Consider the following 24359-nt stretch of genomic DNA (forward strand, 5'->3'; position numbering starts at 1 on the left):
CAAACTCAAATAGGACATTTTTATCTTTATATTAAATTAAAAATGTTATGAGTCATTTAAAAGAATCTCACAAAATTTTATTTTTAAATACGCTAGCCTTCACAATATGTTTTGCTTGTTGGACTTTAAATGGTGTATTAGTTACATATCTTGTAGACAAAGGTATTTTTGATTGGAATATAGTTCAAGTAGGTTGGTTATTAGGTTTACCTATTTTATCAGGTTCAATTTTTAGATTACCTATAGGTATTTTAACAGATAAGTATGGGGGAAAAGTTATTTTTTCATCGCTTTTGTTTCTATGCGCCTTTCCTTTATTTGCTTTAACCACAGCTACTACATTTTCAACATTTGCCCTATTAAGTTTTTTATTTGGGTTAGTAGGAACCAGCTTTTCAGTAGGAATAGGATATACCTCCGTATGGTATCCCAAAGAATGGCAGGGAAGGGCATTAGGAATTTTTGGAATGGGAAATGCAGGTGCCGCAATAACTACTTTTATAGCTCCAACCATATTAAATAAATTTTCTGAAACAGATGTGGAAAACGGATGGAAAATGTTGCCCATTTTATATGCTATTACATTAATAATTATCGGTTTAGCTTTTTTGATGTTTGCTAAAAACAAAATAATCGAAACAGAATCAAAAACATTAATACAACAATTACAACCATTAAAAAAAGTACGCGTTTGGCGTTTTGGAGTCTACTATTTTTTAGTTTTTGGTTGTTTTGTAGCTTACTCGCAATGGTTGTTACCTAATTTTATGAATGTATATCATACCAGTTTAGTAACAGGAGGACTATTTGCTACAATGTTTAGTTTACCATCAGGTGTAATTAGAGCTTTTGGAGGATACTTATCTGATAAATTGGGAGCTAGAACAGTCATGTATTGGGTTTTAGGATCATCAGTAATTATAAGCTTTTTACTTATTTTTCCTAAAATGGAAATTATGACCGATGGACCAGGAGTTCTAGCTACTACAAATGGAATTGTTCAAATTAATGATAACATTATTCAAATTAATGATAGAATACATAAAGTAAATCTTAAGAAAGAAAATGATCTAAAAGAAAGTATTCTATTACCCGTAAAGTCCTCTTGGCAAGAAATTATAGTACAACAAAACCAAGAAGTAAAGAAAAAAGAATTATTAGCAAAAGGGATGACACAAATTAAGTTTAGTGCTAATATGTGGATCTATCTCATATTAGTCATTCTAATAGGTATTGCTTGGGGAATAGGGAAAGCAGCAGTATATAAACATATTCCAGAATACTTTCCTAATCAGGTAGGCTTAGTAGGGGGTATGGTGGGACTAATAGGAGGATTAGGAGGATTTTTAGGACCTATTATTTTTGGTTATCTACTCAATACTACAGGCTTATGGACTAGTTCATGGCTATTTATCTTTATTATTTCAAGTATTTGTTTAATATGGATGCACAACACTATTATTAAAATTTTAAGAATAAAAACACCAGAATTTTCAAGAGATATAGAACACGATCATTAATAAAAAATATAAAATATGAAAACTTGGTTGAATCAATGGGAACCAGAAGATGAGAAATTCTGGGAACAAACAGGAAGTAAGATAGCTTGGAAAACCTTAATTATTACTACTTTATCTTTAATATTGTCTTTTGCCTCATGGTTTATGATGAGTGTAATAGTGGTTAAACTACCTGGATTGGGTTTTTCTTTTAATAAAGACCAATTATTTTGGCTTGCAGCCATACCAGGTATCGCGGCCGGAGTTTTACGTATTATACACACTTTTATACTTCCCATTTTTGGTACAAGACACGTAGTAGCTTTTGCTACATTTATAAAACTGATTCCTGTGGTAGGTATTGGTTTAGCTGTTATGAATGTCAATACACCTTTTTGGGTATTCATGATATTAGCTTTTACGACAGGTTTTGGAGGTGGCGATTTTTCATCCTATATGCCTAGTACCAACATGTTTTTTCCCAAACGCTTAAAAGGAACTGCTTTGGGTATCCAAGCTGGTATAGGAAACTTTGGCGTATCATTAGCTCAATTTGTAACTCCAATGGTTTTAAGTATAGGATTATATGGAGTCCCTTCTTTGTTTACCAATATAGATACAAAAGAAGCTAAAGAAATAGTACAAAATACGACACTTGAGCAACAAACCTATTTGTTTCAAAAAATAGGATCTAAAAAACAAGAAGCATTATTAAATGGTATAAAACCAAAAGTTTTAGATTCTGTTAAGGCCATAACTAACTCAATAGATAATACATTTATATTTAAGGCTTTACCTTTAAAAGTAAGAGCAAAAGCTATTGCAAATGCTAATCCCAAATTAGCTGAAGAAATACTTAATAAATTACAACCCAACAACAAGGCTATTACACATAAAGAAATTTATATTCAATCAGCTGCCTTTTGGTATATTCCATTATTAATTTTATTATCAATCATAAGTTGGCTGTATTTAAGAAGTATCCCTATGAAGGCTTCAATTAAAGAACAAATGGATATTTTTAATAATAAACATACTTGGTTTTGTACTATTACTTATGTAATGACATTTGGAACTTTTGCAGGATTATCAGCTGCTTTTCCATTAATGATTAAATTTTTATATGGCGATTTTCCCAATGCTCCAGATCCTCTGACTTATGCTTTTTACGGTCCTCTTATTGGTTCCGCAACACGTGTACTTTTTGGTTTTGTTGCAGATAAAGTAGGAGGTGCAATTCTAACGACACTTACAGGAATAGGAATTCTATTAGGGTGTATTGTTTTAGTAGCCCAAGGCCTTTTAGCCCCAACTAATATAGAACAGTTTCCCACGTTTGTTGGAATTATCTTAATCATGTTCTTTTTTACAGGTATGGGAAATGCAGGAACTTTTAGACAATATCCTATTATTTTTTCAGATAACCAACGTCAGGCAGCTGGAGTTATTGGCTGGACAGCTGCTATTGCGGCATTTGGACCTTTTATTTTTTCTAAATTAATAGGAAATAATATTACAAGTAATGGAACAGCTAATGAATTTTTTATAGGCGTAATTGTATTCACAACATTAGCAACTATTATTAATTGGTATTACTATAATAAAAAAGGTTGCGAAAGACCAAGTTAATCCAATAAAACAATCAAAATGAAGTTAAAAAACTTAAATTTTAATGCACTCCTTATAGCTATATTATCTTCTGTAATAATGATAGTATTGGTTTATATAGGTTCAAGAAACTTGCAAAATTTTGATGCCGCATTAGTTACCTATTTATTCGGAACCCTATTTGCTTTTTTCGGAATTGTATACCGTACCTCAGTATGGTTACAAAGACCGCCTACTTGGATGTATTTTAAACGTGGAATACACTTTTTGTTAACAGGTAAAATATTCAAACATTTCGTATTTGTTACTAAAGAAATTATAAGTAATATTATAGTACAAAAATTTATCTATCCAAGAGGAGCCTATCGTTGGTTAGCTCATTTTATGATAGCTATAGGTTGTATTTCAGCATTTATGATTACCATTCCATTAACCTTTGGCTGGATTCATTTTACCTTAGCATCGGGAACAATAGATTTATACCAAGCTCATTTTTTTGGATTTGAAGTGTTTTCTTTCAAACTAGGTTCTGTTATTGCTTTTTTAACCTTTCATGCGTTGAACTGGTCTTCTTGGTTCGTTATTCTTGGTTCATTATATTATTTAAGAAGGCGCTTAACAAACCCAGGATTAATAGCTGTTCAAACATTCGAAGGTGATTTATTGCCCCTTATCCTTTTAATCGCTATTTCTGCTACAGGATTAGGATTAACTTACTCCTATCAGTTTATGAAAGGTTTCGCCTTTGACTTTTTAGCCGTATTACATGCAGTAACCGTTATTTTATTTTTAATATGGATTCCGTTTGGTAAATTTTTTCATATCATTCAAAGACCTGCTCAAATTGGAGCCCATATTTACAAAATAGAAGGTAAAGAACAAAACGGAATGGCGGTGTGTCCACATACTGGAAAAGAATTTACAACTCAATTACATGTAAATGATTTAAAAATAGTAACTCGAAAATTAGGATTTGACTTCTCTAAATCCGATGGAACTTCCCATTTAGACTTAAGTCCTGAAGGAAAACGCTCTATAATAGCACAAGCACACCTAAAGGCAAGACAACAAGGAGGCAATTTATTTGGATAAAAAATAAGCAATATGGCAAAATTACCCGTATCAATAGAAAAAATTATAGAGGATTTTGGACCTCACTTAAACTATGCTCCTAAAGAAGGTTATATAGGACGAGATGAGCCTGATGATGTAGTAGAAACACATTGCTGCTTTTGTGGTATGCAATGTGGAATAAAACTTTTAGTGAAAGAAAATAAAGTTGTAGGTTTTGATCCTTGGAAAGAATTTCCATTTAATGAAGGGCGATTGTGTCCAAAAGGAGTACAACGATACCTACAAAATAATCATCCAGATCGTTTACTGAATCCCATGGTTCGAGTAGAAGGGAAAGGCTTTGCAAATACTACTTGGGAAGAAGCAATGAACAAAACAGTATCAGAAATCAAAAGAATTCAGCAAACGTATGGTCATGACGCTTTTTCCATGCTTTCAGGTGTTTCCTTAACAAATGAAAAAAGTTATTTAGTTGGTAAGTTTGCACGTATAGCGTTAAAAACCAAAAACTTAGATTATAATGGTCGTTTGTGTATGGTAAGTGCTGGTGCAGGTAATAAAAAGGCCTTTGGTTTAGACAGGGGGTCTAATAACTATTCCGATTTAGAAAGAGCTGAGGTAATAATTGTGGCTGGAGCCAATGTAAGTGAAACATTTCCGACTTTAACCCACTGGATATGGAAAGCACGAGACAATGGGGCAAAATTAATCGTTATTGACCCTAGAGTAATTCCCCTAGCTCGTACTGCTGATATTCATCTAGATGTATTACCTGGAACAGATTCAGCTTTATATGGAGCTATGCTAAAATATTTAGTAGATCATGATATGCTCGATCATGATTTTATTAACAACTATACTTCGGGTTTTCAAGAAACTCTAGACGCTATAAAAGATTATACTCTAGAATGGGCAGAACAAATTACAGGCATTAAAAAAGAAAAAATAGAAGAAGCCGCTAAACTTTGGGGAAAAGCTAAAACTTCCTTTTTATTGCATGCTAGAGGAATTGAGCACCATTCGAAAGGAGTTGATAACGTTTTAGGCTGTATTAATCTTGTTTTAGCTACTGGTAGAATAGGAAAACCGTATTGTGGATATACTACCATTACAGGTCAAGGAAACGGACAAGGAGGACGCGAACACGGACATAAATGCGATCAATTACCAGGTAATAGAGATATAGAAAACCCAGAACATCGAAAATATATTTCGGAAGTTTGGGGAATTAATGAAGCCGATTTACCAGGTAAAGGATTATCTGCTTACGAAATTATAGAAGCGATTCACCAAGGTCAAATAAAAGGATTACTTTCCATTTGTTTCAATCCATTAGTTTCTTTGCCTAATAGTAATTACGTTCGAGAAGCACTAGAAAAACTAGAGTTTTATGTTTGTATTGATTTCTTTTTAAATGAAACAGCAAGACATGCAGATGTTATTTTGGCAGGGTCATTACAAGAAGAAGAAGATGGTACAACCACTTCTGCAGAAGGAAGAGTTATCAGAATTAAACAAGCGGTAACCCCCCCAGGAAATGCTCGTAAAGATTCTGAAATACTATTAGAATTAGCTAAACGTTTAGGAGTTGAAGATAAATTTACCTTTGAGAATAGCGAAGCTATATTTAATGAACTAAGAATTGCTTCAAAAGGAGGAACAGCTGATTATTATGGAATTAGTTATAAAAAGATTGAAGACAATATGGGAGTATTTTGGCCTTGTCCTTCAGAGGATCATCCTGGTACACCAAGACTTTGGGAAGATAAAAAATTTAGAACAGCAGATGGTAAAGCCCATTTTAATCCAGCACCATACAAATTACCAGGCGAGGTAACGGATAATGAATATCCAATTACGCTAACAACAGGTAGAGTTGTTTCTCAATATTTAAGTGGTACACAAACTCGGAGAATAGGTAAGTTAGTAGATCAATATCCAGAACCATTATTAGAAATTCATCCAGAATTAGCTCAAAAATATAATATTCAACAAGGAGAATTAATAAAGGTTTCCACCCGTCGTGGTGAAGGGACATTTCCAGCTAATATTGTGGAAACGATTCGAAAAGATACTGTATTTATACCTTATCATTGGCCTGGAGAAAAATCAGCTAATTTACTTACACCAGGAACGCTAGATCCCCTATCAAAAATTCCTGAATTTAAAGTCTCCGCTTGCAAATTAGAGCCATTAAAAATAATGGCACCTAATCCGTCTGTTACAAAAGCTTATGCCAGTAAATAAATGATACAAGACTATGAGTAATTACACCTCGTTTAATAAAAATGAAGAATTTTTTGTAGATATGCAACGTTGCATAGGCTGTAAAGCTTGTGAAATGGCCTGTGCCGAATGTGAAACAAATGGTCATGACTCTATGATACATGTTAATTATGTAGAAAGAGTCACTACCATACAAACTACTGTACAAGTGTGTATGCACTGCGAAGATCCTGTTTGCGCCAATGTATGCCCTGCAGATGCTATTTCTAAAGATGAATTTGGAATCGTACATACCGCTAATACAGAACGCTGTATAGGTTGCTCTAACTGTGTGATGGCCTGTCCTTTTGGGGTGCCTAAAAAAATGGAATCCTATGATCTAATGATAAAATGTACTATGTGCTATGATCGAACTAGTATAGGACAAAAGCCTATGTGTGCTACCGTATGTCCTAGCGGTGCCTTATTTTATGGAACAAAAGAAGAAATAAAACAAATGAGACCTAATAGCGCACCTGTTAATAAGTTTGTTTTTGGAAATGAAATAGTACGCACAAAAGTAAATATCATGATGCCTAAAGAAAGTACTGAATTAATTATCTACTAAAAATTAAACAATGTCAAAAGAAAATAATATCAATAAAAATTGGAAAAAAGATTTTCCTATACAAAAAGAAGAAGCAATACAAGTTAGCCGACGTGATTTTGCTAAATTTTTAACACTCGTTTCTGGAGGACTCATGATAGGTAGCGGATTAGTAGCAGCAAAAGCTTATTTATTCCCTAAGGAAGAAGTGGAAGGAGAACAATATGTATGTAACAAAGGAGATATTCCTATAGGAGGTACTAAAGCTTTTCAAATAAAAGGAAGTAATATTCCTTATATTCTTATACACCTTGAAGATGGAACCTTTAGAGCTTATGAACAAAAATGTACCCATTTATCTTGTGCCGTTTATTACAAGCCAGGTTCAGGTCAAATTATTTGTCCTTGTCATGAAGGCCATTTTGATGCTAAGACAGGAGAGGTATTAGCAGGTCCACCACCTAGACCTCTACCTCAATTAGCTGTAATAGAAAAACAAGAAAATTTATATGTAAAAGCCATAACATCACAAATAACTTAATTTTTTGTTTATGAGTACCTTTAGAACAGGACAAAATATAGCCAACACTCGAAAGTTAAATGCAGTACTTTCCACTATAATATTAATATTAATATTAAATGTAACCATCCAAATTTGGTTGCTATACGCCGCATTAAATAATGCTTTAGATAATCATAAAGAAATTTTAATTCCAGCTTTTATAGCTTCTGCTATTTTATTTATAATAGGACTAGGTTTATTATATTTTTTACCATCAGGAAATAAAAAAAATCCAAATAGAAAATGATTTAATTCAAATTCATTTTATCAAATATGACGTTATTTCTCCTGTTGCATAAATGCCAAGATTACAAACTTTTAAGAAAACCTAGTAGAGGACAAAAAAGAGTACTTTTTTAGATTTAAAAGTTCTTATTTACTGATATAAGAATCTGAATTTAAACATAATATGACATTATAAAAAAAATATTTTTGAATGAATGACTATTTAAAATAAACTATTGATGAAGTGGTTTAATTTTTTTTTGATAAAAGGAAAATAAGGGTTTTTGCTTTAAATTTCAATTTTTTACAAGAACTACGGAGCAAAAAATAACGACGAAAGTCTATGTGAAATTTTATTTTAATCAATTAGAAAAGCTTAAATGATTTCCATTTTTACTATAATTAAACTATTTTTTATAAAAATATTTAATACCTTTTATCTTTAATTTTAAGGAACAATTTATAGATTTTTTACATCTAAATATAAAATATTTTTTATATTTTTATTAACAAAATTTTAAAAATCAGAAGCTTATCTTTGAAAAAACGATTCAAATGATACGATTTATAATAACAGCTACTGCTTTTCTAGTTTCTTTAATAACACAAGCTCAAATAAAAGTTCCTCAAGCAAGTCCCAAAGGGATTTTAACACAAACGGTTGGTTTAACAGAAATAGAAATAGAGTATTCACGTCCTAGTGTAAAAGGAAGAACGATTTTTGGGGATTTAGTCCCTTTTGGTAAAATATGGCGTGCAGGCGCAAATGCTAATACTACAATTGAATTTTCAGATGACATAATGATTAATGGTGCAGCTTTAAAAAAAGGAAAATATGCTCTATATGTAATGCCTAAAGCTGATGAATGGGAAATTTATTTTTATAATGACACGAATAATTGGGGAACGCCTGAAAAATGGGATGAAACCAAAATAGCTTTAAAAGCATCTGCTAAAACAGAGATATTGCATAGGCTAGTAGAAACATTTACAATACAAATTGCTAATACGGATCTTAATGCTGCCAATCTTGAATTTTTATGGGAAAAAACATCTGTATCATTACGTTTTGAAGTACCTACCAACAAGACAACAATAGCTTCGATTGATAAAACACTAAATGGACCTACTTCAGGTGATTATTTTGCGGCTTCTCAATATTATTACAATGCTAATGTAGACCTTAATAAAGCTTTACAATATGTTAATAAAGCTTATGAAATGAATGAAAAAAGACCCTTTTGGTATACACGCCTTAAATCACAAATTCAGGCTAAATTAGGGGATTATAAAGGTGCTATTGAAACAGCAAAAAATTCATTAGAAGGAGCCAAATCAGCTAATAATCTTGATTATATAAAGATGAATGAAGAAAGTATTAGGGAATGGACTAAAAAATAATTAATTAATTCGTATAATGTAAAAGAAAGCTGTACAATAAGCTTTACTACCCCAAAAAGAGTTAGATATTTTTTGGGGTATTTTTATGAAAAAAATGGAGTTAACCTTTAGTTTATCCTAGATTTTGGATTAGATTTAGTCGTGAAACAAGATTTTTAATAAATTCAAGTATTCATGGAAAGCTTTAGAAGAATAAATTGTTATTTATAAAAAGGAGAAATCTCATAATACGGATAATGTGGTTTCTTCTTTTGGTTGAAGTGACAAACTATAGATTAAATTATTCCTTTTTGAATACCCATATTATAGGAGAGTAATTTTCCATATATTTTTCTTTTCATCACAAAATCTAATGTAAAATTCTGAGTTTAAACATTCATTAATACAGTAGGAATTATAATTAGAAAGAGAAGACTCATTAAAATAAATTTCCAAGCAATATTAGCTTTTTTTAATTCCATAAAATTAAAGGCTACTAATATAAATTTTAATGAAAAAATAAACATAATAAAACAAATTCTAATATTTGAATTTATTTTTATAGAGGGCAATAAGATTGCTAAAATGGTTAGTATTAATAAAATACTATATGTTTTAATTAATTTTTTTTCCATGGTTTAAAAAATTAAGTAGAGGGTAGGGAATACTATTAACCAAATTAAATCACACATGTGCCAAAAAGTTGCTGATGCCTCTATGTCAAAGAGGTTTTGATTTAAAGGAATTTTATTTCTTTTAGCATAAATGCCTAAAAGAATGAATAGACCAATTAATACATGTAGGAAATGAAATCCTGTGAGTAACCCATAATATGTAAAGAATAAGTTAGTATCTAGACTAATGTTATCATTTAATTTTTCAAAATATTCATAGCTTTTTAAAATTAAAAAAAGGAATCCTAATAAGAGGGTTATTTTTAGATAAAGACTAAACTTTTTGTTATTGTTTTTTTTAGCTTGATTAACAACTTCTGCCATAAAAAAACCACTTGTCAATAGTATGACAGTATTAATGAGTCCTATTTGATTATTTAATTTTAAACGTGATTCACTAAATATTTCAATTTCTTCTTGTGCACTATAATTCATAGCTATAATTGCAATTCCAAAGGTTAGGATTTCTAAAATGATTATGATCCATAATAAAATACCTCCGGGAGGATAATAGAAATTTGTATAGTCTGTTTTAGATTCTTTCATTTTGTTAAAATAAGATTAACTAATTTTTTAATATTGTATTATTGTCTTTTAATTTTGTCAAACAAAAGAACTAAAGCATTTAGTAATTCAATAGGATTTTTAAGGATTTGAAAATGGTTTTGACCAAACATTTGGGGTAAATAATATTTAGCTTGTGCTTCTATGGTAAGCGCATACGAATTTATTTGAGTTCTATACAATTCTTTTAAAGCTTGTTTCACATCATTTATACCATATTTTCCCTCATATTTATCGTAATCATTTGGTTTTCCATCAGAAATCAAGATAATCCATTTGTTTTTACTATTACGCGTTTTTAATCTATTTCCTGCATGTCTAATAGACCCGCCTATGCGTGTATAACCTCCAGGTTTGGTGTAACCAATTCTATTCTTTCCTATTTCCCAATTTTCATTAAAGTCTTTCAAGGTTACATAATTAATTTGATTTCTAGTTTTTGAAGAGAAACTATCTATTGAAAAATCAATATTAAATTCATTTAAAATTTCACCAAATAATATAGACACTTCTTTTTCTACATCTAAGACTCGGTTGCCATCTACATAGCTATCGCTAGATAAACTTATATCTAGTAATAGTAAGATGGAAATATCTTTTTCTTTTTTTCTACTGGAAAAATAGATGTTTTCTGAAGGTGTTTTTTTTGTGTGTATGTCTGTATACAAGTCTGTTAAAGCATCAATATCAAATTCATTACCTTGTGTTTGTTTTTTTTGTTTTAATAATTTATTGTTTACGTTACTTAATGATTTTCGTAATCCGTTTAAGACTAAAGAGTAATTTTTTATTGTTTTATGATAATATTCGGTATCTGTTTTTATTTGTAGTTTAGGGTATACTTTACAAAAATTTGGTCGATATTTTAGTTTAGAATAATCCCATTCGTCATAATATAAGTAAGTCCCTTTTGTATCTTTTTGAGTGGACTCGGCTACTGTTAAATTTTCAACAAAATCGGATTGATAAATAGAATGGGCAGTATCATCTACACGAACAGTAAAGCGCATTTTTATTTCTTCTAAAGCATCATGATGTTCTTCTAATTCATCTTTTCCATCAAAATTTTTCCAATTTCCACAAAATTGATCTACTGTTTCTACTTTTTCAAAGCTATGGTGGAGTACATCATCTTCTTGTTGTTTTGTGTCTATCTGAAGTGATTTTATTTCTTCAACACCAACTGTTTTTAAAGTTGTTTTTATTTCATTATTCTGTGTAATTCTAGTTGTGTCAGGAGTATTTTGTTCTTCTATTATTTCTTCTTTTTCGGCAAACATAAATTTGCCATAAAGCCAATATAAATCGGGATTTTCGGGTTTTACATAATTTAAATAATCGAATAATAACTTATATATATACTTCGTTTTAGGAAAATTTTGAAAAAGGATAGGGAGTATTTTTTCGGATGCTATTTGTGCTTCATTTTGTGATTTTTTTAGATCATTTTCTGGTTGATTCCAGTTTAATTGTAAAGATTGTTGTGTTGAAAGATATAGGGTTCTAAAAAAATAGAATGAAAGGTTTTTTTCATAAGAATCAAATAGATTAAAATATTCAGGTAAAAAAAAGTTATTATTCTTATAGCCACCTTCTTTTTCAGCAGGATAAATATTAATAGATTTTCCGCTAACAGCATTGGCTATAAGACCTAATCGAGGTGTAATATTTTTTAAAAAAACAGCGTTAGTATTGGATTCTAAAGATTTTTTTTTTGATTTTTTTAAATACTTTGCTACCAATCCAAATACTATTTCATCTAAATCTAATCCCATATTATATCATTAAATCACACAAATCTTTTAAGGATTGAATAGTTTGTAAATCGTCTGTTAATGGTTCTACTACAGCGGTGTGCATAGATAACCTTTTAGGTAATCCTGTCTGAATAAGTTTGGCTGCATTAATGAGTAATCTTGTTGAAACGGTTTCTGTTAAACCAAGTTCTGTTAGGTTTCTAATTTTGTTGCCAATGGTTACTATTTTTTTAGCAAGATCAGTATTAATTCCTGTTTCCATAGTAATAATTTCTGTTTCAATCTTGCTCTCGGGATATTGAAAAGATAAAGCAATAAAACGTTGTTTAGTGGAAGGTTTTAGTTCTTTAAATCCTCTTTGATAGCCTGGGTTAAAGGAAGCAACAAGCATAAAGTTATCATCTGCCTTATAAGTTTGGCCTAATTTATCTATAAAAAGTTCTCTTCTGTGATCAGTTAATGAATGTATGGCAACTATAACATCTGGTCGTGCTTCAGCAATTTCATCTAAATATAATAGGTAGCCCTTTTTTAAAGCGGTAGTAAGAGGACCATCTATCCAGACGGTTTCGGCTCCTTTAATAATAAACCGACCTATTAAGTCTGTTGAAGAGGTTTCTTCATGACAACTAACAGTTAAGAGCTTTTTTTTAAGTTTATGAGCCATATATTCTACAAATCTAGATTTTCCTGTACCAGTAGGTCCTTTAAGTAAAATAGGAATTTTATTTTCGTAAGCATGAGTAAAAATCTCTTCTTCTTTAGCTAGTGTAAAATAATAGGGTTTTAAATTTTCCATAATAGTAATAAAATGAAGTAAACGGAATCTTATCTCCAATTTGTAAAATAAGGTATGAGCGTATGTAGTGAATATAAAGATTCCGTTTGGTTGTTTTTGGAAATTAATTTTTTAAGGTTTCAACAATTTTATTTATTGTTTTTTCATTATTTACTCCTAATCCTTCTTGTTGATGAACAAGTTCGCCCTCTTTATTAAAAACACTAATAATGTTTGAGTGCGAAAAATCCATAGGAGAAATTTTTTTGTATTTAACAGCAAGAACATTAGCAAATTCTTGAATAGTATTGATATTTCCTTGTAAGAAAGTCCAATGTGAGGCATCCATGAGGTTGTCTTTTGCAAACTTTTTTAATCTTTTTGGTGTATCTGTTTCTGGGTCTATACTTATTAGAACAAAATTTAAATGGGTTAATTCATTTTTAGGCATTTTTGACTCAATGTTGCGCATATCAGCTACTAATCTAGGACAAGCCGCTTTACAACTGGTATAAATCATAACCATAACTATTACTTTTCCTTTTAAATCTTTAAGCTGAATAGTTTTATTATCTTGAGTTTTCCATTGGCTAGTTAGATTAAAGATGGATTCTTCTGATATTGAATTGTTTTCGTTTTTTATTTCTGTTTTTTTACATCCAAGAAATGAGAGAAAACTTATTATGAATATTAACTTTTTCATTTTCTTAATTTTTAATTTTTAAAGAATCTTTTACACATCTAAATCCAAGATTTTGTATGGCATAACGAGCTTTTACGCTACTTCTAAAAGCGTATCGCATAAAGGCTGCATAATTCATTAAGTCTGATGCGTTTAATGAACCACTACCACAAAATAAGTTTTTATCGGTGTTAACATCATTTCTGGATTCTCCCGTTAGAAGAATAGAACTAAAATCAGAGGTCCATTCCCAAACTAGTCCGTGTAAATCGTATACACCATAGTAATTTTTAAATGTTTTTCCTACTTCATTATTAAATGCTTGGGGCTTTTCATACCAATCTAAAATTAATTGATTGTATGATTTTTGTTTTCGTGCATCAGGTAGTTTATCATTTGCCATAGCTACGTATTCCCATTCATCAACTGTTGCTAAACGTTTACCTTGACATTGGCAATAAGCATTTGCAGCATACCAGGAAACATTCGTAACAGGATAATTTGATTTCTTTTTATCTTCAATTTCCGTATTTGATTTCCAATTTTTTAGATAATTATCGTCAGCAAAAATTTTTTTAACGTTTAATTTTTGCCATTTTTTATTTGTTTTTACAAAGGATAAAAAATCTTTATTAGTTACGGGATAGACATCCATATAAAAATGGGTAACATTAACTTCTTTATTACTTTTGCCATAAAGAGGTATATAGGATCCTCCTTTTATGTATACCATCGGAGTTTCTACTCCAAAAGACTTGTCTTTTAGAGTAGAAAAAGATGGTTTGTTTATATTTCTATTGGTTTTTAGGTCTGTCTTTTTTTGACAGGAAATGAAAAGAATTAAGATTAAAAGGAAATATAAACGTTGCATTAGAATTAATAATTAAAGTATTAGAATATTATTTTTTAGAACGAACAGCAGCAACCATAGCGGGTGTAACTTCTTTTTTAGTATTTCCCCACTGGCTATATACATACGTAAGTACGTTGGCTACTTCTTCATTAGTAAGTGCTTGAGCAGTCATTACACTATTAAATTTTTTACCATTTACTAGTATTTCACCTGTTTTACCTTTTAAAATAATCTCAATGGCTCTGTTAATATCGGCATTTAAGAAATCGGATTTAGCAAGGGGAGGAAAAGTATTAGGTAATCCTTCTCCATTAGCTTGATGACACGCAAAGCAGGTTTTTCCATAAATTGATTTACCATCATTAATACGTTCTACAAGTGTTATAGCTTTTGTAGGTTTTATTATTTTATCATTAGGCATAGACTGAATGGTACCGCCTTCAGGAAGATAGACTTGATCGTATTGAGTTCCAGAATAAATTTTTTTATTGTCTTCACCAGTAACATTAATCATGCCTAGACTGCCTTTATTAAAGGTTCTAAATATAGAGTGATCTACTAAAATTAAAGTACCTGGGATTTCTACTTTAAAATCGACTATGGCAGCTCCACCAGCAGGTACTAATGTAGTTTGCACATCATGATTAATTGTTTTTCCACCTTCAATATGTACATTATCAAAAATTTCACCTATTACATGGAATGAAGAAACGAGATTAGGTCCACCGTTACCTACAAATAGTCGAATTCTTTCTCCTACTTTAGCCGTTAAAGCATTGTCACCTATTAGAGAACCAGTTCTTCCATTAAATACAACATAATCAGGTTCTTCTTTAATTGCTTTTCCCATATCAAAAGGTTGTAATCCTTTTTCACCATTGGCTCCTTTTGTATAAAAGTCACCTTGCATTACGTAGTATTCTTTATCAACTGGAGGTAAACCACCTTCTGGCTCAACAAGTATTAAACCATACATCCCGTTTGCTATGTGCATACCAACAGGGGCAGTGGCACAATGATATACATATAAACCTTGATTTAATACTTTAAATGAAAATGTTACTTCATGTCCAGGCGCTACAAAGGAAGATTTAGCTCCACCGCCTGGTCCTGTTACAGCATGTAAATCTATATTATGAGGAAGCTTATTGTTAGGGTGATTTTTTAAATGAAATTCTACTTCATCTCCAATTCTAGTTCTAATAAAGCTTCCAGGTACAGATCCTCCATAAGTCCAGTACATATATTTTACACCATCTGCCATTTCTCCTTCTTTTTCAATAATTTCCATATTCACAATAAGTTTTTTGGCAGGTCTGTCTCCTATAGGTTTGGGTACTAATGGGGGAGCCGTTAATTCTGCTTGAATTGGATCGCCTTCTACTTCAATAGAGATTGGGTCAATAGAGTATGAATCTGATTCTTTTTTGCACCCAATGAATAATAAGCTGACTAAAGAGGCCGAGAACATTATACGCTTAATCATAATCTAAATTTTAAAATGTTATTGTATTTGTGTTAGGGATAATTTTTTGAAGTTGAATTAAATAGATTGGGATTTATTTTTACAGCTAAAAAAAACCAGTTATTGCCATTATTCTTATTACCTGCTTTTAGAATTTCCATAGATTTTGTAGCAAACATTTGCGAAAAACCTCCGTCTATAGTTACATTTTCAAATAATTTATAAGAAGCTGTAAAATCAATTTCAGTACCTAAATAAGGATCTTTCTTTTCTCCTAATTGATAAATATTAGCACTTGATAAAAAATAATGAGGAGAAAAACGTACTGAAAATTTATCTTTTTCATATTGAAAATTTAAATATAAATCTGTAAGTCCTACATTATTAAGATGATTTCCTACATAAAAATAATCCATATATCCATTAAATTTATGATTTGTACCATATAATGGATTAAATGATTTTATATCAGAGCTGGTATCGTCTTGATTTTTACCTGATAAATATTCAAAACCTAAACCAGCTAAAAATGATTGAATAAATTTGTAATTTAGGTTTGCAGAAAAGTAACTAGACATTATATGATTTGTATTAATCTTTCCCGTTTGAAAATAAGTAGCGCCATCAATACTCAAATGGTCTTTTTTAAATATAAATCTAGGTCCAAATGTTTGACTATAATCTATTTTTTCTTCTCCATTGATCCAATAAGGCATGCCGTTATTTAATATTAATAAACTTAAATTTAAATTATTAAAAGTACCATTATACCAAGCATATTGGAGAGATTTATATTGTGAAGGAATATAGTTTTCTTTAAAATTACTTTCTTTATTTGCATTATATGCAATACCTAAATGTATTATTTGTTTAGTGGTAGGAGTTATTTTAAAGAGAAGGGCATCATGACTTTTAGCTTGCATTGTCCAATCTATACTACCAAAAATTCTATGGTCATCATAAGCTATTTCTTGTCTTCCTAATTTAAATGAGAGCTTTTCACTTAATTTTATCTCGCCATAAGCTTCATGAAAATTTATACCCGTGTCACTTTTTGAATTAGTTAAGACATCTCCCCAAGTTCTAACATTTTGAGGCGAAGCAACTAATTTTATATGATTGTAATTATAATCAAAAATAATACGAGTTCTTTGCGAAATAAAAGAAGCGGCTTTTTGATTATAAGGTTTTAGTGTAGCATAACCATTCCTATTTTCTAATCGTGCTCTTAAATCAGCGTTAACATTAAATTGTTGGGAAAATACCAAAGAAGAGAACAGTCCCGCAATCGTTAAATATACAGGTTTCATACTATTTAAATTTAATTAGTTAATTAATGATTTTTACTATTGTCAATGTTTTATAAACTATTTGTTTATTGATTTATGCTTCATCGTTTGTTTTACCATGTTTAATGAAATCATAGATATAGAATGATATTCCTATGGTAAATAATGTTGCGCATAGTAACAATACGATGAAATGAATACTTATTTCATTTTGAACTGCCATAAATTCCATTTTGAATTTTCTTTCAAGATATACTTGAGCTACTCCAGCTACTCCAAAAGCGGTTGTCATACCTAACATTCCAATATTAGATAACCAAAAAGCCATTCTACCTATAACAGAATCGTATCTTTTTCTTCCTGTAAGATTAGGCATTGCATAACTAATAATGGCTAGTACAATCATGGCGTAAGCTCCCCAAAAAGCTAAATGTCCGTGCATTGCAGTAACTAAAGTTCCATGTGTATATACATTGGTTTGAGGTAAGGTATGAGCAAATCCTAATAAGCCAGCACCTATAAAAGAAACAATTGATGATCCTAATGTCCAATATAAAGCCAATTTATTAGGATGTCTTTTTTCTCCTTTTCTATACATATTTACAGCAAAAAGAGCCATACCCAAGAATGCTAGAGGTTCCAAAGCAGAAAAGATACCACCTATAATTAACCAAATTTTGTTTACACCTATATAATAATAATGATGACCTGTACCAAGAATACCTGATAAAAATGTTAGACCTACAATTACGTATAACCATTTTTCAATAACTTCACGATCAACACCCGTTAATTTTATTAATAAAAAGGATAGTATACCTCCCATAATTAACTCCCAAACACCTTCTACCCATAAATGTACTACCCACCAACGAAAAAATGAATCCATTACTTGGCTATCAAACCAAATCATACCAGGTAAGTATAATAATGCAGCAAATAATAATCCCATAGATAATACTAAAGCAGTTGTTGTTTTTCTTTCTGCTTTAAATAATGTGCTTACTATTAATCCTAAAAATAAGAGCACATTTATAACCACTAAATAATCTAATTCTCTTGGGATCTCTAAAAATTTTCTGCCTTCCCAATGATTAAAATGATAGCCTATAACAGCTACAACACCTACAATAGCTAATGAAATTAATTGTACATAAGCTAATTTTACATTAACTAATTCTCGTTGAGCTTCTTCTGGAATAATATAATAAGCAGCTCCCATAAAGCCTGTTAATAACCAAACTACTAATAAATTAGTGTGTACAGCTCTGGCAGTATTAAAGGGAATTATATCATGTAATCCATCTAATCCAATTCGAGCAAAACCCATGATAAAACCATAAATTATTTGGAGTGCTAGTAATAGCATACATAGGGCAAAAAACCAATAAGCTACTTTTTGTGATTTATATTTCATTTTAACTATTTTTATTAATTATTAATTTTTGATAGGGGAGAAACCACTTTATCAAATCCATTTAAATCAATACCTCCAATCCATTTAAGATAAGCTACCATAGCATCAGCGTCTTCAGAACTCATTTTATAAGCTACCATTTTTCTTTTGTTAGGAGCCCAAGGAATAGGAGACATTAAGACTGCTTTTACATAATTTTCACCTCGTCTATCAATAACCTTTGTTAATTCTGGAGCATAATAAGCTCCTTCGCCTAAAATCGTATGACATCCCATACAATTATTAGATTCCCAAATTTCTTTACCACGTATTACTTTTGAATCAATTTTAGTGTAATTTGTTTGATCATTTTTTGGAGAAAATGAATAAATCGTTAATCCGATAAAAATTAGAAACGTTACTAATGTACCTCCTAAAAAAAACATTCTTGCCTGCGATTTAGATAGCATAACTATTCTTTTTTAAAAATTATTACTAATGAGATATTTTTGTCTTATTTAAATAACAAATTTCATTAACATTTCATTAACCTTATATGATATTTGTCATACTAAAGCTTTTTTAGTAAAGGTTTAATTCTATATGATTCTAATCATAAAAAGAAAAATAGTTAGCAAATAATTTAGTACAGCTAATTACAAAAGTTACAAAATGAATACAATAGAAAATAAATTAAGTAGGAGAGTATGTGGCAGATGACTACAGAACGACTCAAGTTTTTTCAAAATATGGAATAGATTTTTGTTGTAAAGGAAATAGAACCATTACAGAGGTATGCCATGCAATAGGTATTCATGAAGAGATAATAATAGCTGAATTAAAATCTTTTGATACTAATTTAAATAATTTCAAAGCAATGTCTTTAGATGCACTAATTGATTATATTGTAACAAGACATTATACTTATATAAAAGAAAAAATTCCAATTATAAAACAGTTTCTTAATAAAATTTGTGAAGTTAATGGAACTAAAAACCCTGAACTTATAGAAATAAGAAAACTTTTTATAGCAAGTGCAAATGATTTAGTTCAACATATTAATAAAGAAGAATTAATTCTTTTTCCCCATATCAAAACAATAGTAAATAATATAAAAATTTCTACACCAATGTATAGATAAACCTTTCTAGAAGGCTGTTACGAAATTATATTATAAAGATTTTAAACGTTCAGCTAGGAAAAGCTTAAAAATAAATACCATCTTAAATTTTATGATTATATTATTACTCAAATGGTCATAATTAATTAATTTTGGCAGAAAAAAAATTTTGAACTCTATACTATCCAAAATATTTATTGTAATTGCTTTTTTAAATATTCAAATTACAACTGCTCAAATTAGTAGTCCTATAGAAACTTTACCACTAGAAACGGGTAAGCAAATTATAATTGAAGGAGCTGACTTTTTAGATAAATCCGAAACAGAAGTACCAGGAGCAATCGTTTTTACAGGAAATGTTCGTATTTTACACCAAGGAGTTCGTATGTCTTGTAATAAAGCATACCATTTTACAAAACAAAATTATGTAAAAGCTTTTGGAAACGTTAATTTAGTACAAGGAGATACGCTTACTATGTCTAGTCGTTACGCCGAATATAATGGAAATACTAAATTTGCTTTTGCAACGGGAAATGTGGTTATGACAGATCCTAAGATGACTGTAACGACAGATACTATTAATTTTGATCGTAAAAGTCAACAAGCCTATTACAATACCTATGGTACAATTCGAGATGCCGAAAACACACTTACAAGTAAATCAGGACGCTATCATTTAAATCAAAAAAAATTTGAATTTAAAACAGCTGTTACCGTAAATAATCCAACACATACCATTCGTACTAATCATCTTGATTATTATACTAATTCAGGTCATGCTTATGTTTTTGGACCATCAACTATTGCATCTGCTAATAATACAATTTATACGACCAAAGGTTTTTATGATACCAAAAAAGATGAAGGAAAATTACAACGAGGATCTAAAATAAAGTATAGAGATAGAATAATTGAAGGAGAAGATTTGTATTATGATCGGAAAAATGATTTTGCACGCGCTCGTAATAATGTTAAAGTAACGGATACAATTAATAAAACAATAATAAAAGGACATTATGCAGAAGTATATAAGAAAAAAGACTCTATGTACATTACTAAAAAAGCATTAGTATCAGGTCTTTTTGAAAAAGATTCTGTTTGGTTTCATGCAAAACGAATAGTCGTTACTGGAAAAACTAAAAATCGAATCATAAGAGGCTATAATAATGCTCGTTTCTTTAAAAAAGATATGAGTGGTAAATGTGATTCTATTCATTTTAATGAAAAAAAAGGGATTACACAAATGATTGGAAAACCTATATTTTGGAATGGAAAAAAACAACTTACGGGTGATCTTATACATCTCATTTCAGATACAATTGCTAAAAAAGTAGATTCTTTAAAAGTATTTAACAATGCCTTTATTATTTCAAAAGACACCATTGGTGATGGATTTAATCAAGTAAAAGGAGTTAACTTATATGGTAAATTTATAAATAACAAGTTAAAAGAAGTTGATTTGATTAAAAATACAGAAGTTATTTACTATGTACGTAATGATAAGCAAGAATTAGTAGGTATAAACAAAAACGTAAGTAGTAAAATAAATATGTTAATGGGAGAAGGGAATACTATAGATAGTATTACCTTTTTTACTAAACCAGATGGGGAAATTTATCCAGAAGATGAACTTTCTGAAAATGATAGAAAATTAAAAGGTTTTATTTGGCGAGAAAACGAACAAATTTTAAAATTAGAAGATATTTTTCCAAAAGAAGAACTAGAACTAGATACAAAAGCTAAAGCAGAAGTTAAGAAAAAACTACAAGAACCTAATACGCCATTAGCTCCTACTAAAGAAACATTAGAGTTTGATAAAAATAACAAAGAAAAAAAAGGAACGAAAAAATCAAATACTAAAAAATAATTGACTTTAATTGAAATGTATTTATTTGATTTTTATTTTAAAATATTTAGATTACGCACATGTTAAAAGATTTCTATAAATACCAAGCACAAACTTCTCCATATCCATTAGCAATGGAAGTATCTCATGCTATAGGCTCTTATATATATGATACCAAAGGGAAAAAATATCTTGATTTTGTAGCTGGAGTTTCAGCTTGCACTTTAGGACATCAGCATCCAAGAGTTAAACAAGCTGTTATAGATCAAATGGATAAATACGCACACGTAATGGTTTATGGTGAATATGCACAAGATCCAGCGATAGAATTTTGTAAATTACTTGCTCAAAATATGCCTCCTCAATTAAATAAAACGTATCTGGTAAATTCAGGAACGGAAGCAACAGAAGGAGCGTTAAAATTAGCTAGAAGAGTAACAGGACGTAGTCAATTAATTTCCTGTTATAATGCCTATCATGGAAATACTATGGGATCTATGAGTGTTATGGGATTTGAAGAACGTAAACAAGCTTTTCGTCCATTAATTCCAGATGTAGATTTTATAACATTCAATAATGAAGAAGATTTACAAAAAATAACAACTCGAACAGCAGGTATTATATTAGAAACAATTCAAGGAGGTGCAGGGTTTATACAACCTCAAAACGATTTTTTAAAAAAAGTAAGACAACGTTGTAATGAAGTTGGTGCTCTTATGATTTTAGACGAAATTCAACCTGGTTTTGGACGTACAGGTAAGTTATTTGGTTTTATGAATTATGATATTATTCCCGATATTGTTGTAATGGGGAAGGGGATGGGAGGCGGAATGCCTGTTGGTGCCTTTACCGCCAATGAACAACACATGGATTTATTAATTCAAAATCCAAAATTAGGACATATTACCACTTTTGGAGGACATCCTGTAATTGCAGCAGCCAGTTTAGCCACATTAAAAGAGTTATTAGAAACAAATTTAATGCCTCAATGCTTGGAAAAGGAACAATTATTTCGTAACTTGTTAGTACATCCCTTAATAAAGGAAATTCGTGGCGAAGGATTAATGCTTGCTATTATGACAGATAGTCCCGAAATTACAAATCAAGTTATTTTGAAATGCCAAGAAAAAGGATTGATACTTTTTTGGTTATTATTTGAAGGAAATGCAATACGCATAACACCGCCTCTGACATTATCAGATGAAGAAATAAAAGAGGGATGCAGTATTATTATTGAGGCAATGAATGAAATAGCAATCCCAAAACAATAATTAAAAGCAAACCCATTTTGTTTGCTAAATCGTTCAAAAAAATATTATTTAATCTATTATAAACAGCCACTTTACTATTTTTAGTAAGGATATAAAACTTAGGAGTATGTATTTGAGTCACGATGAAGAAGATTACAGTTTATCCTTATCAAAATTTGAATCCATGTTAAAAACCAATAAGGTTTTGTTTTTTGATTCAGAAGAATTTGAGGATATCATCCTCCATTATATGGATATAGGCAAAACTAGTTTAGCTAAAAAAGCACTAAAACTAGGACTAGAACAACACCCTAAATCATTTGGATTAAAATTAGTTCAAGTTGAAATGCTCATTTTTGAAGACAAACTAGAACAAGCCGAAAAACTTCTTAATGACTTATACGCCATAGAACCCACAAACGAAGAAATCTTTATACAAAAAGCCAATATTTGCTCTAAAAGAGATGATCATAAACAAGCTGTTGAATTTCTTAAAATAGCTTTGCAGTATACAGATGACTACGCAGATGTGCATAACCTCTTAGGGATGGAATATTTGTTTATGGATGAACTAGAACAAGCAAAAAAACATTTTATTGCTTGTTTAGAAGAAGAACCAGAAGAACAATCAGGACTCTATAATGTCATTTATTGTTTTGAATTTTTAGAACAATACCCTGAAGCCATTTCATTTTTAAAAAACTATATTGACCTTAATCCATATAGCGAAATTGCTTGGCATCAATTAGGACGACTAAACTTTAGTATACAACAATATCAAGAGGCCTACATAGCCTTTGATTATGCAAGTCTAATTGACGACCGATTCATGGGGGCATTTATGGAAAAAGCTAAAGCACTCGAACATTTAGAACGCTATGAAGAAGCTATTTGGAATTACCAAGAAACCATTCGACTAGAAGACCCCACATCGTATGCTTTATTACGAATAGGTAAATGCTTTGAAAAAATGGGCAATGAATCTGAAGCTTTAAACTATTACAACAAAACAGTTCATGAAGATCCTCTTTTAGACAAAGGATGGATTGCTATAACCGATTTTTATATACGTCAAAAAAACTTTCAAAAAGCACTCTATTATGTAAATAAAGCAATCGGTATAGATGCTGAAAATTCTTTATATTGGAAACGATATGCTACAATAAATAAAGAGCTCGAATTATTTGAGGAAGCACAAGAAGGATATCAAAAAGCTGTAGAATTAGGAGATAACGAATTAGAAACCATCTTATTTTGGTCTGATACACAACTTTTTATAGGAGAATATCAAGCCTCTATTGAAACCTTAATTAAAGCAAACCTTCTTTTTGCAGATCATTACCAAATAGAATATAGATTAGCAGGTTTGTATTACACAACTCATAATCTAACAAAAGGATTGTATCATTTAACCAATGCCTTACATCATAACTCTAAAATGCTTTCGATACTAGAAGATTTATTTCCTTCAGTATTTAATCTAGAAATCGTTCAAAACACAATTAAAAAATATAATGATTTGTAA

Annotated in this window: 22 protein-coding genes; 12 read left to right on the forward strand and 10 right to left on the reverse strand. The window is 30.3% G+C overall.

The annotated features are described in order from the left end of the window. The first annotated feature begins 47 nt into the window (after window positions 1-47). The 8 genes from NAB20_RS11100 to NAB20_RS11135 all read left to right on the forward strand — a co-directional run bounded on the left by NAB20_RS11100 (window position 48) and on the right by NAB20_RS11135 (window position 9181). The gene (locus NAB20_RS11100) at window positions 48-1520 is read left to right on the forward strand and encodes a nitrate/nitrite transporter (protein WP_375605140.1); all 1473 of its coding nucleotides are present in this window, start codon (window positions 48-50) and stop codon (window positions 1518-1520) included. Window positions 1521-1535: 15 nt separating this feature from the next. Further along, window positions 1536-3128 (forward strand): MFS transporter, encoded by a 1593-nt coding sequence (locus NAB20_RS11105; protein WP_375605141.1) that lies wholly within the window; start codon window positions 1536-1538, stop codon window positions 3126-3128. Between the two features lie 18 nt (window positions 3129-3146). Further along, window positions 3147-4199 (forward strand): MFS transporter, encoded by a 1053-nt coding sequence (locus NAB20_RS11110; RefSeq protein WP_105196647.1) that lies wholly within the window; start codon window positions 3147-3149, stop codon window positions 4197-4199. A 12-nt stretch (window positions 4200-4211) separates the two neighbouring features. Then, entirely contained in the window at window positions 4212-6428 is a 2217-nt protein-coding gene (locus NAB20_RS11115; RefSeq protein WP_375605142.1) for a molybdopterin oxidoreductase family protein, read from the forward strand. A 13-nt stretch (window positions 6429-6441) separates the two neighbouring features. Further along, the gene (locus NAB20_RS11120; protein WP_375605143.1) at window positions 6442-7014 is read left to right on the forward strand and encodes a 4Fe-4S dicluster domain-containing protein; all 573 of its coding nucleotides are present in this window, start codon (window positions 6442-6444) and stop codon (window positions 7012-7014) included. Between the two features lie 10 nt (window positions 7015-7024). Then, a complete protein-coding gene (locus tag NAB20_RS11125) occupies window positions 7025-7534 on the forward strand; it encodes a ubiquinol-cytochrome c reductase iron-sulfur subunit (RefSeq protein WP_105196650.1) in 510 nt (169 codons plus the stop codon). 10 nt (window positions 7535-7544) lie between these two features. Continuing rightward, on the forward strand, window positions 7545-7802 hold the full coding sequence (locus tag NAB20_RS11130) for a DUF6755 family protein (protein WP_105196651.1): 258 nt from the start codon (window positions 7545-7547) through the stop codon (window positions 7800-7802). A gap of 533 nt (window positions 7803-8335) precedes the next feature. After that, window positions 8336-9181 carry a DUF2911 domain-containing protein gene (locus NAB20_RS11135; protein ID WP_105196912.1) on the forward strand — a complete coding sequence of 282 codons (846 nt, stop codon included), beginning with the start codon at window positions 8336-8338 and terminating at the stop codon, window positions 9179-9181. Between the two features lie 368 nt (window positions 9182-9549). On the opposite strand, the gene NAB20_RS11140 is transcribed toward NAB20_RS11135, so the two are convergent. From NAB20_RS11140 to NAB20_RS11185, 10 genes are all read right to left on the reverse strand, one after another. Beyond that, window positions 9550-9795 (reverse strand): cytochrome C oxidase subunit IV family protein, encoded by a 246-nt coding sequence (locus tag NAB20_RS11140; RefSeq protein ID WP_105196772.1) that lies wholly within the window; start codon window positions 9793-9795, stop codon window positions 9550-9552. Between the two features lie 3 nt (window positions 9796-9798). Further along, window positions 9799-10380, reverse strand: coding sequence for a cytochrome c oxidase subunit 3 (locus NAB20_RS11145; RefSeq protein ID WP_105196771.1), 582 nt, complete (start codon window positions 10378-10380; stop codon window positions 9799-9801). A gap of 38 nt (window positions 10381-10418) precedes the next feature. Then, window positions 10419-12173 (reverse strand): nitric oxide reductase activation protein NorD, encoded by a 1755-nt coding sequence (locus NAB20_RS11150; protein WP_375605144.1) that lies wholly within the window; start codon window positions 12171-12173, stop codon window positions 10419-10421. Window position 12174: 1 nt separating this feature from the next. Next, window positions 12175-12954: a CbbQ/NirQ/NorQ/GpvN family protein gene (locus NAB20_RS11155; RefSeq protein ID WP_127823070.1), complete on the reverse strand. Its 780-nt coding sequence runs from the start codon at window positions 12952-12954 to the stop codon at window positions 12175-12177. Window positions 12955-13057: 103 nt separating this feature from the next. Beyond that, the gene (locus NAB20_RS11160; protein ID WP_105196768.1) at window positions 13058-13636 is read right to left on the reverse strand and encodes an SCO family protein; all 579 of its coding nucleotides are present in this window, start codon (window positions 13634-13636) and stop codon (window positions 13058-13060) included. A gap of 4 nt (window positions 13637-13640) precedes the next feature. Beyond that, complete coding sequence (locus NAB20_RS11165; RefSeq protein ID WP_375605145.1) at window positions 13641-14486, reverse strand: formylglycine-generating enzyme family protein; 846 nt, start codon at window positions 14484-14486, stop codon at window positions 13641-13643. A gap of 28 nt (window positions 14487-14514) precedes the next feature. Then, window positions 14515-15954, reverse strand: coding sequence for a copper-containing nitrite reductase (gene nirK, locus NAB20_RS11170; RefSeq protein ID WP_127823068.1), 1440 nt, complete (start codon window positions 15952-15954; stop codon window positions 14515-14517). 32 nt (window positions 15955-15986) lie between these two features. Then, window positions 15987-17243 carry an alginate export family protein gene (locus NAB20_RS11175; RefSeq protein ID WP_375605146.1) on the reverse strand — a complete coding sequence of 419 codons (1257 nt, stop codon included), beginning with the start codon at window positions 17241-17243 and terminating at the stop codon, window positions 15987-15989. 73 nt (window positions 17244-17316) lie between these two features. Beyond that, a complete protein-coding gene (locus NAB20_RS11180; RefSeq protein ID WP_105196764.1) occupies window positions 17317-18639 on the reverse strand; it encodes a cbb3-type cytochrome c oxidase subunit I in 1323 nt (440 codons plus the stop codon). Window positions 18640-18653: 14 nt separating this feature from the next. Beyond that, window positions 18654-19088 (reverse strand): cytochrome c, encoded by a 435-nt coding sequence (locus NAB20_RS11185; protein WP_105196763.1) that lies wholly within the window; start codon window positions 19086-19088, stop codon window positions 18654-18656. A gap of 239 nt (window positions 19089-19327) precedes the next feature. On the opposite strand from NAB20_RS11185, the gene NAB20_RS11190 reads away from it, so the two are divergent. The 4 genes from NAB20_RS11190 (at window position 19328) to NAB20_RS11205 (ending at window position 24359) form a co-directional block, all read left to right on the forward strand. Beyond that, window positions 19328-19759 carry a DUF542 domain-containing protein gene (locus NAB20_RS11190; protein WP_375605147.1) on the forward strand — a complete coding sequence of 144 codons (432 nt, stop codon included), beginning with the start codon at window positions 19328-19330 and terminating at the stop codon, window positions 19757-19759. A 148-nt stretch (window positions 19760-19907) separates the two neighbouring features. Continuing rightward, a complete protein-coding gene (locus NAB20_RS11195; RefSeq protein WP_105196762.1) occupies window positions 19908-21605 on the forward strand; it encodes an OstA-like protein in 1698 nt (565 codons plus the stop codon). A 59-nt stretch (window positions 21606-21664) separates the two neighbouring features. After that, on the forward strand, window positions 21665-22855 hold the full coding sequence (locus tag NAB20_RS11200) for an aspartate aminotransferase family protein (protein WP_105196761.1): 1191 nt from the start codon (window positions 21665-21667) through the stop codon (window positions 22853-22855). Between the two features lie 106 nt (window positions 22856-22961). After that, the gene (locus NAB20_RS11205) at window positions 22962-24359 is read left to right on the forward strand and encodes a tetratricopeptide repeat protein (protein ID WP_127823038.1); all 1398 of its coding nucleotides are present in this window, start codon (window positions 22962-22964) and stop codon (window positions 24357-24359) included.

The organism is Flavobacterium davisii, from assembly GCF_042182265.1.
Taxonomy (GTDB): domain Bacteria; phylum Bacteroidota; class Bacteroidia; order Flavobacteriales; family Flavobacteriaceae; genus Flavobacterium; species Flavobacterium davisii.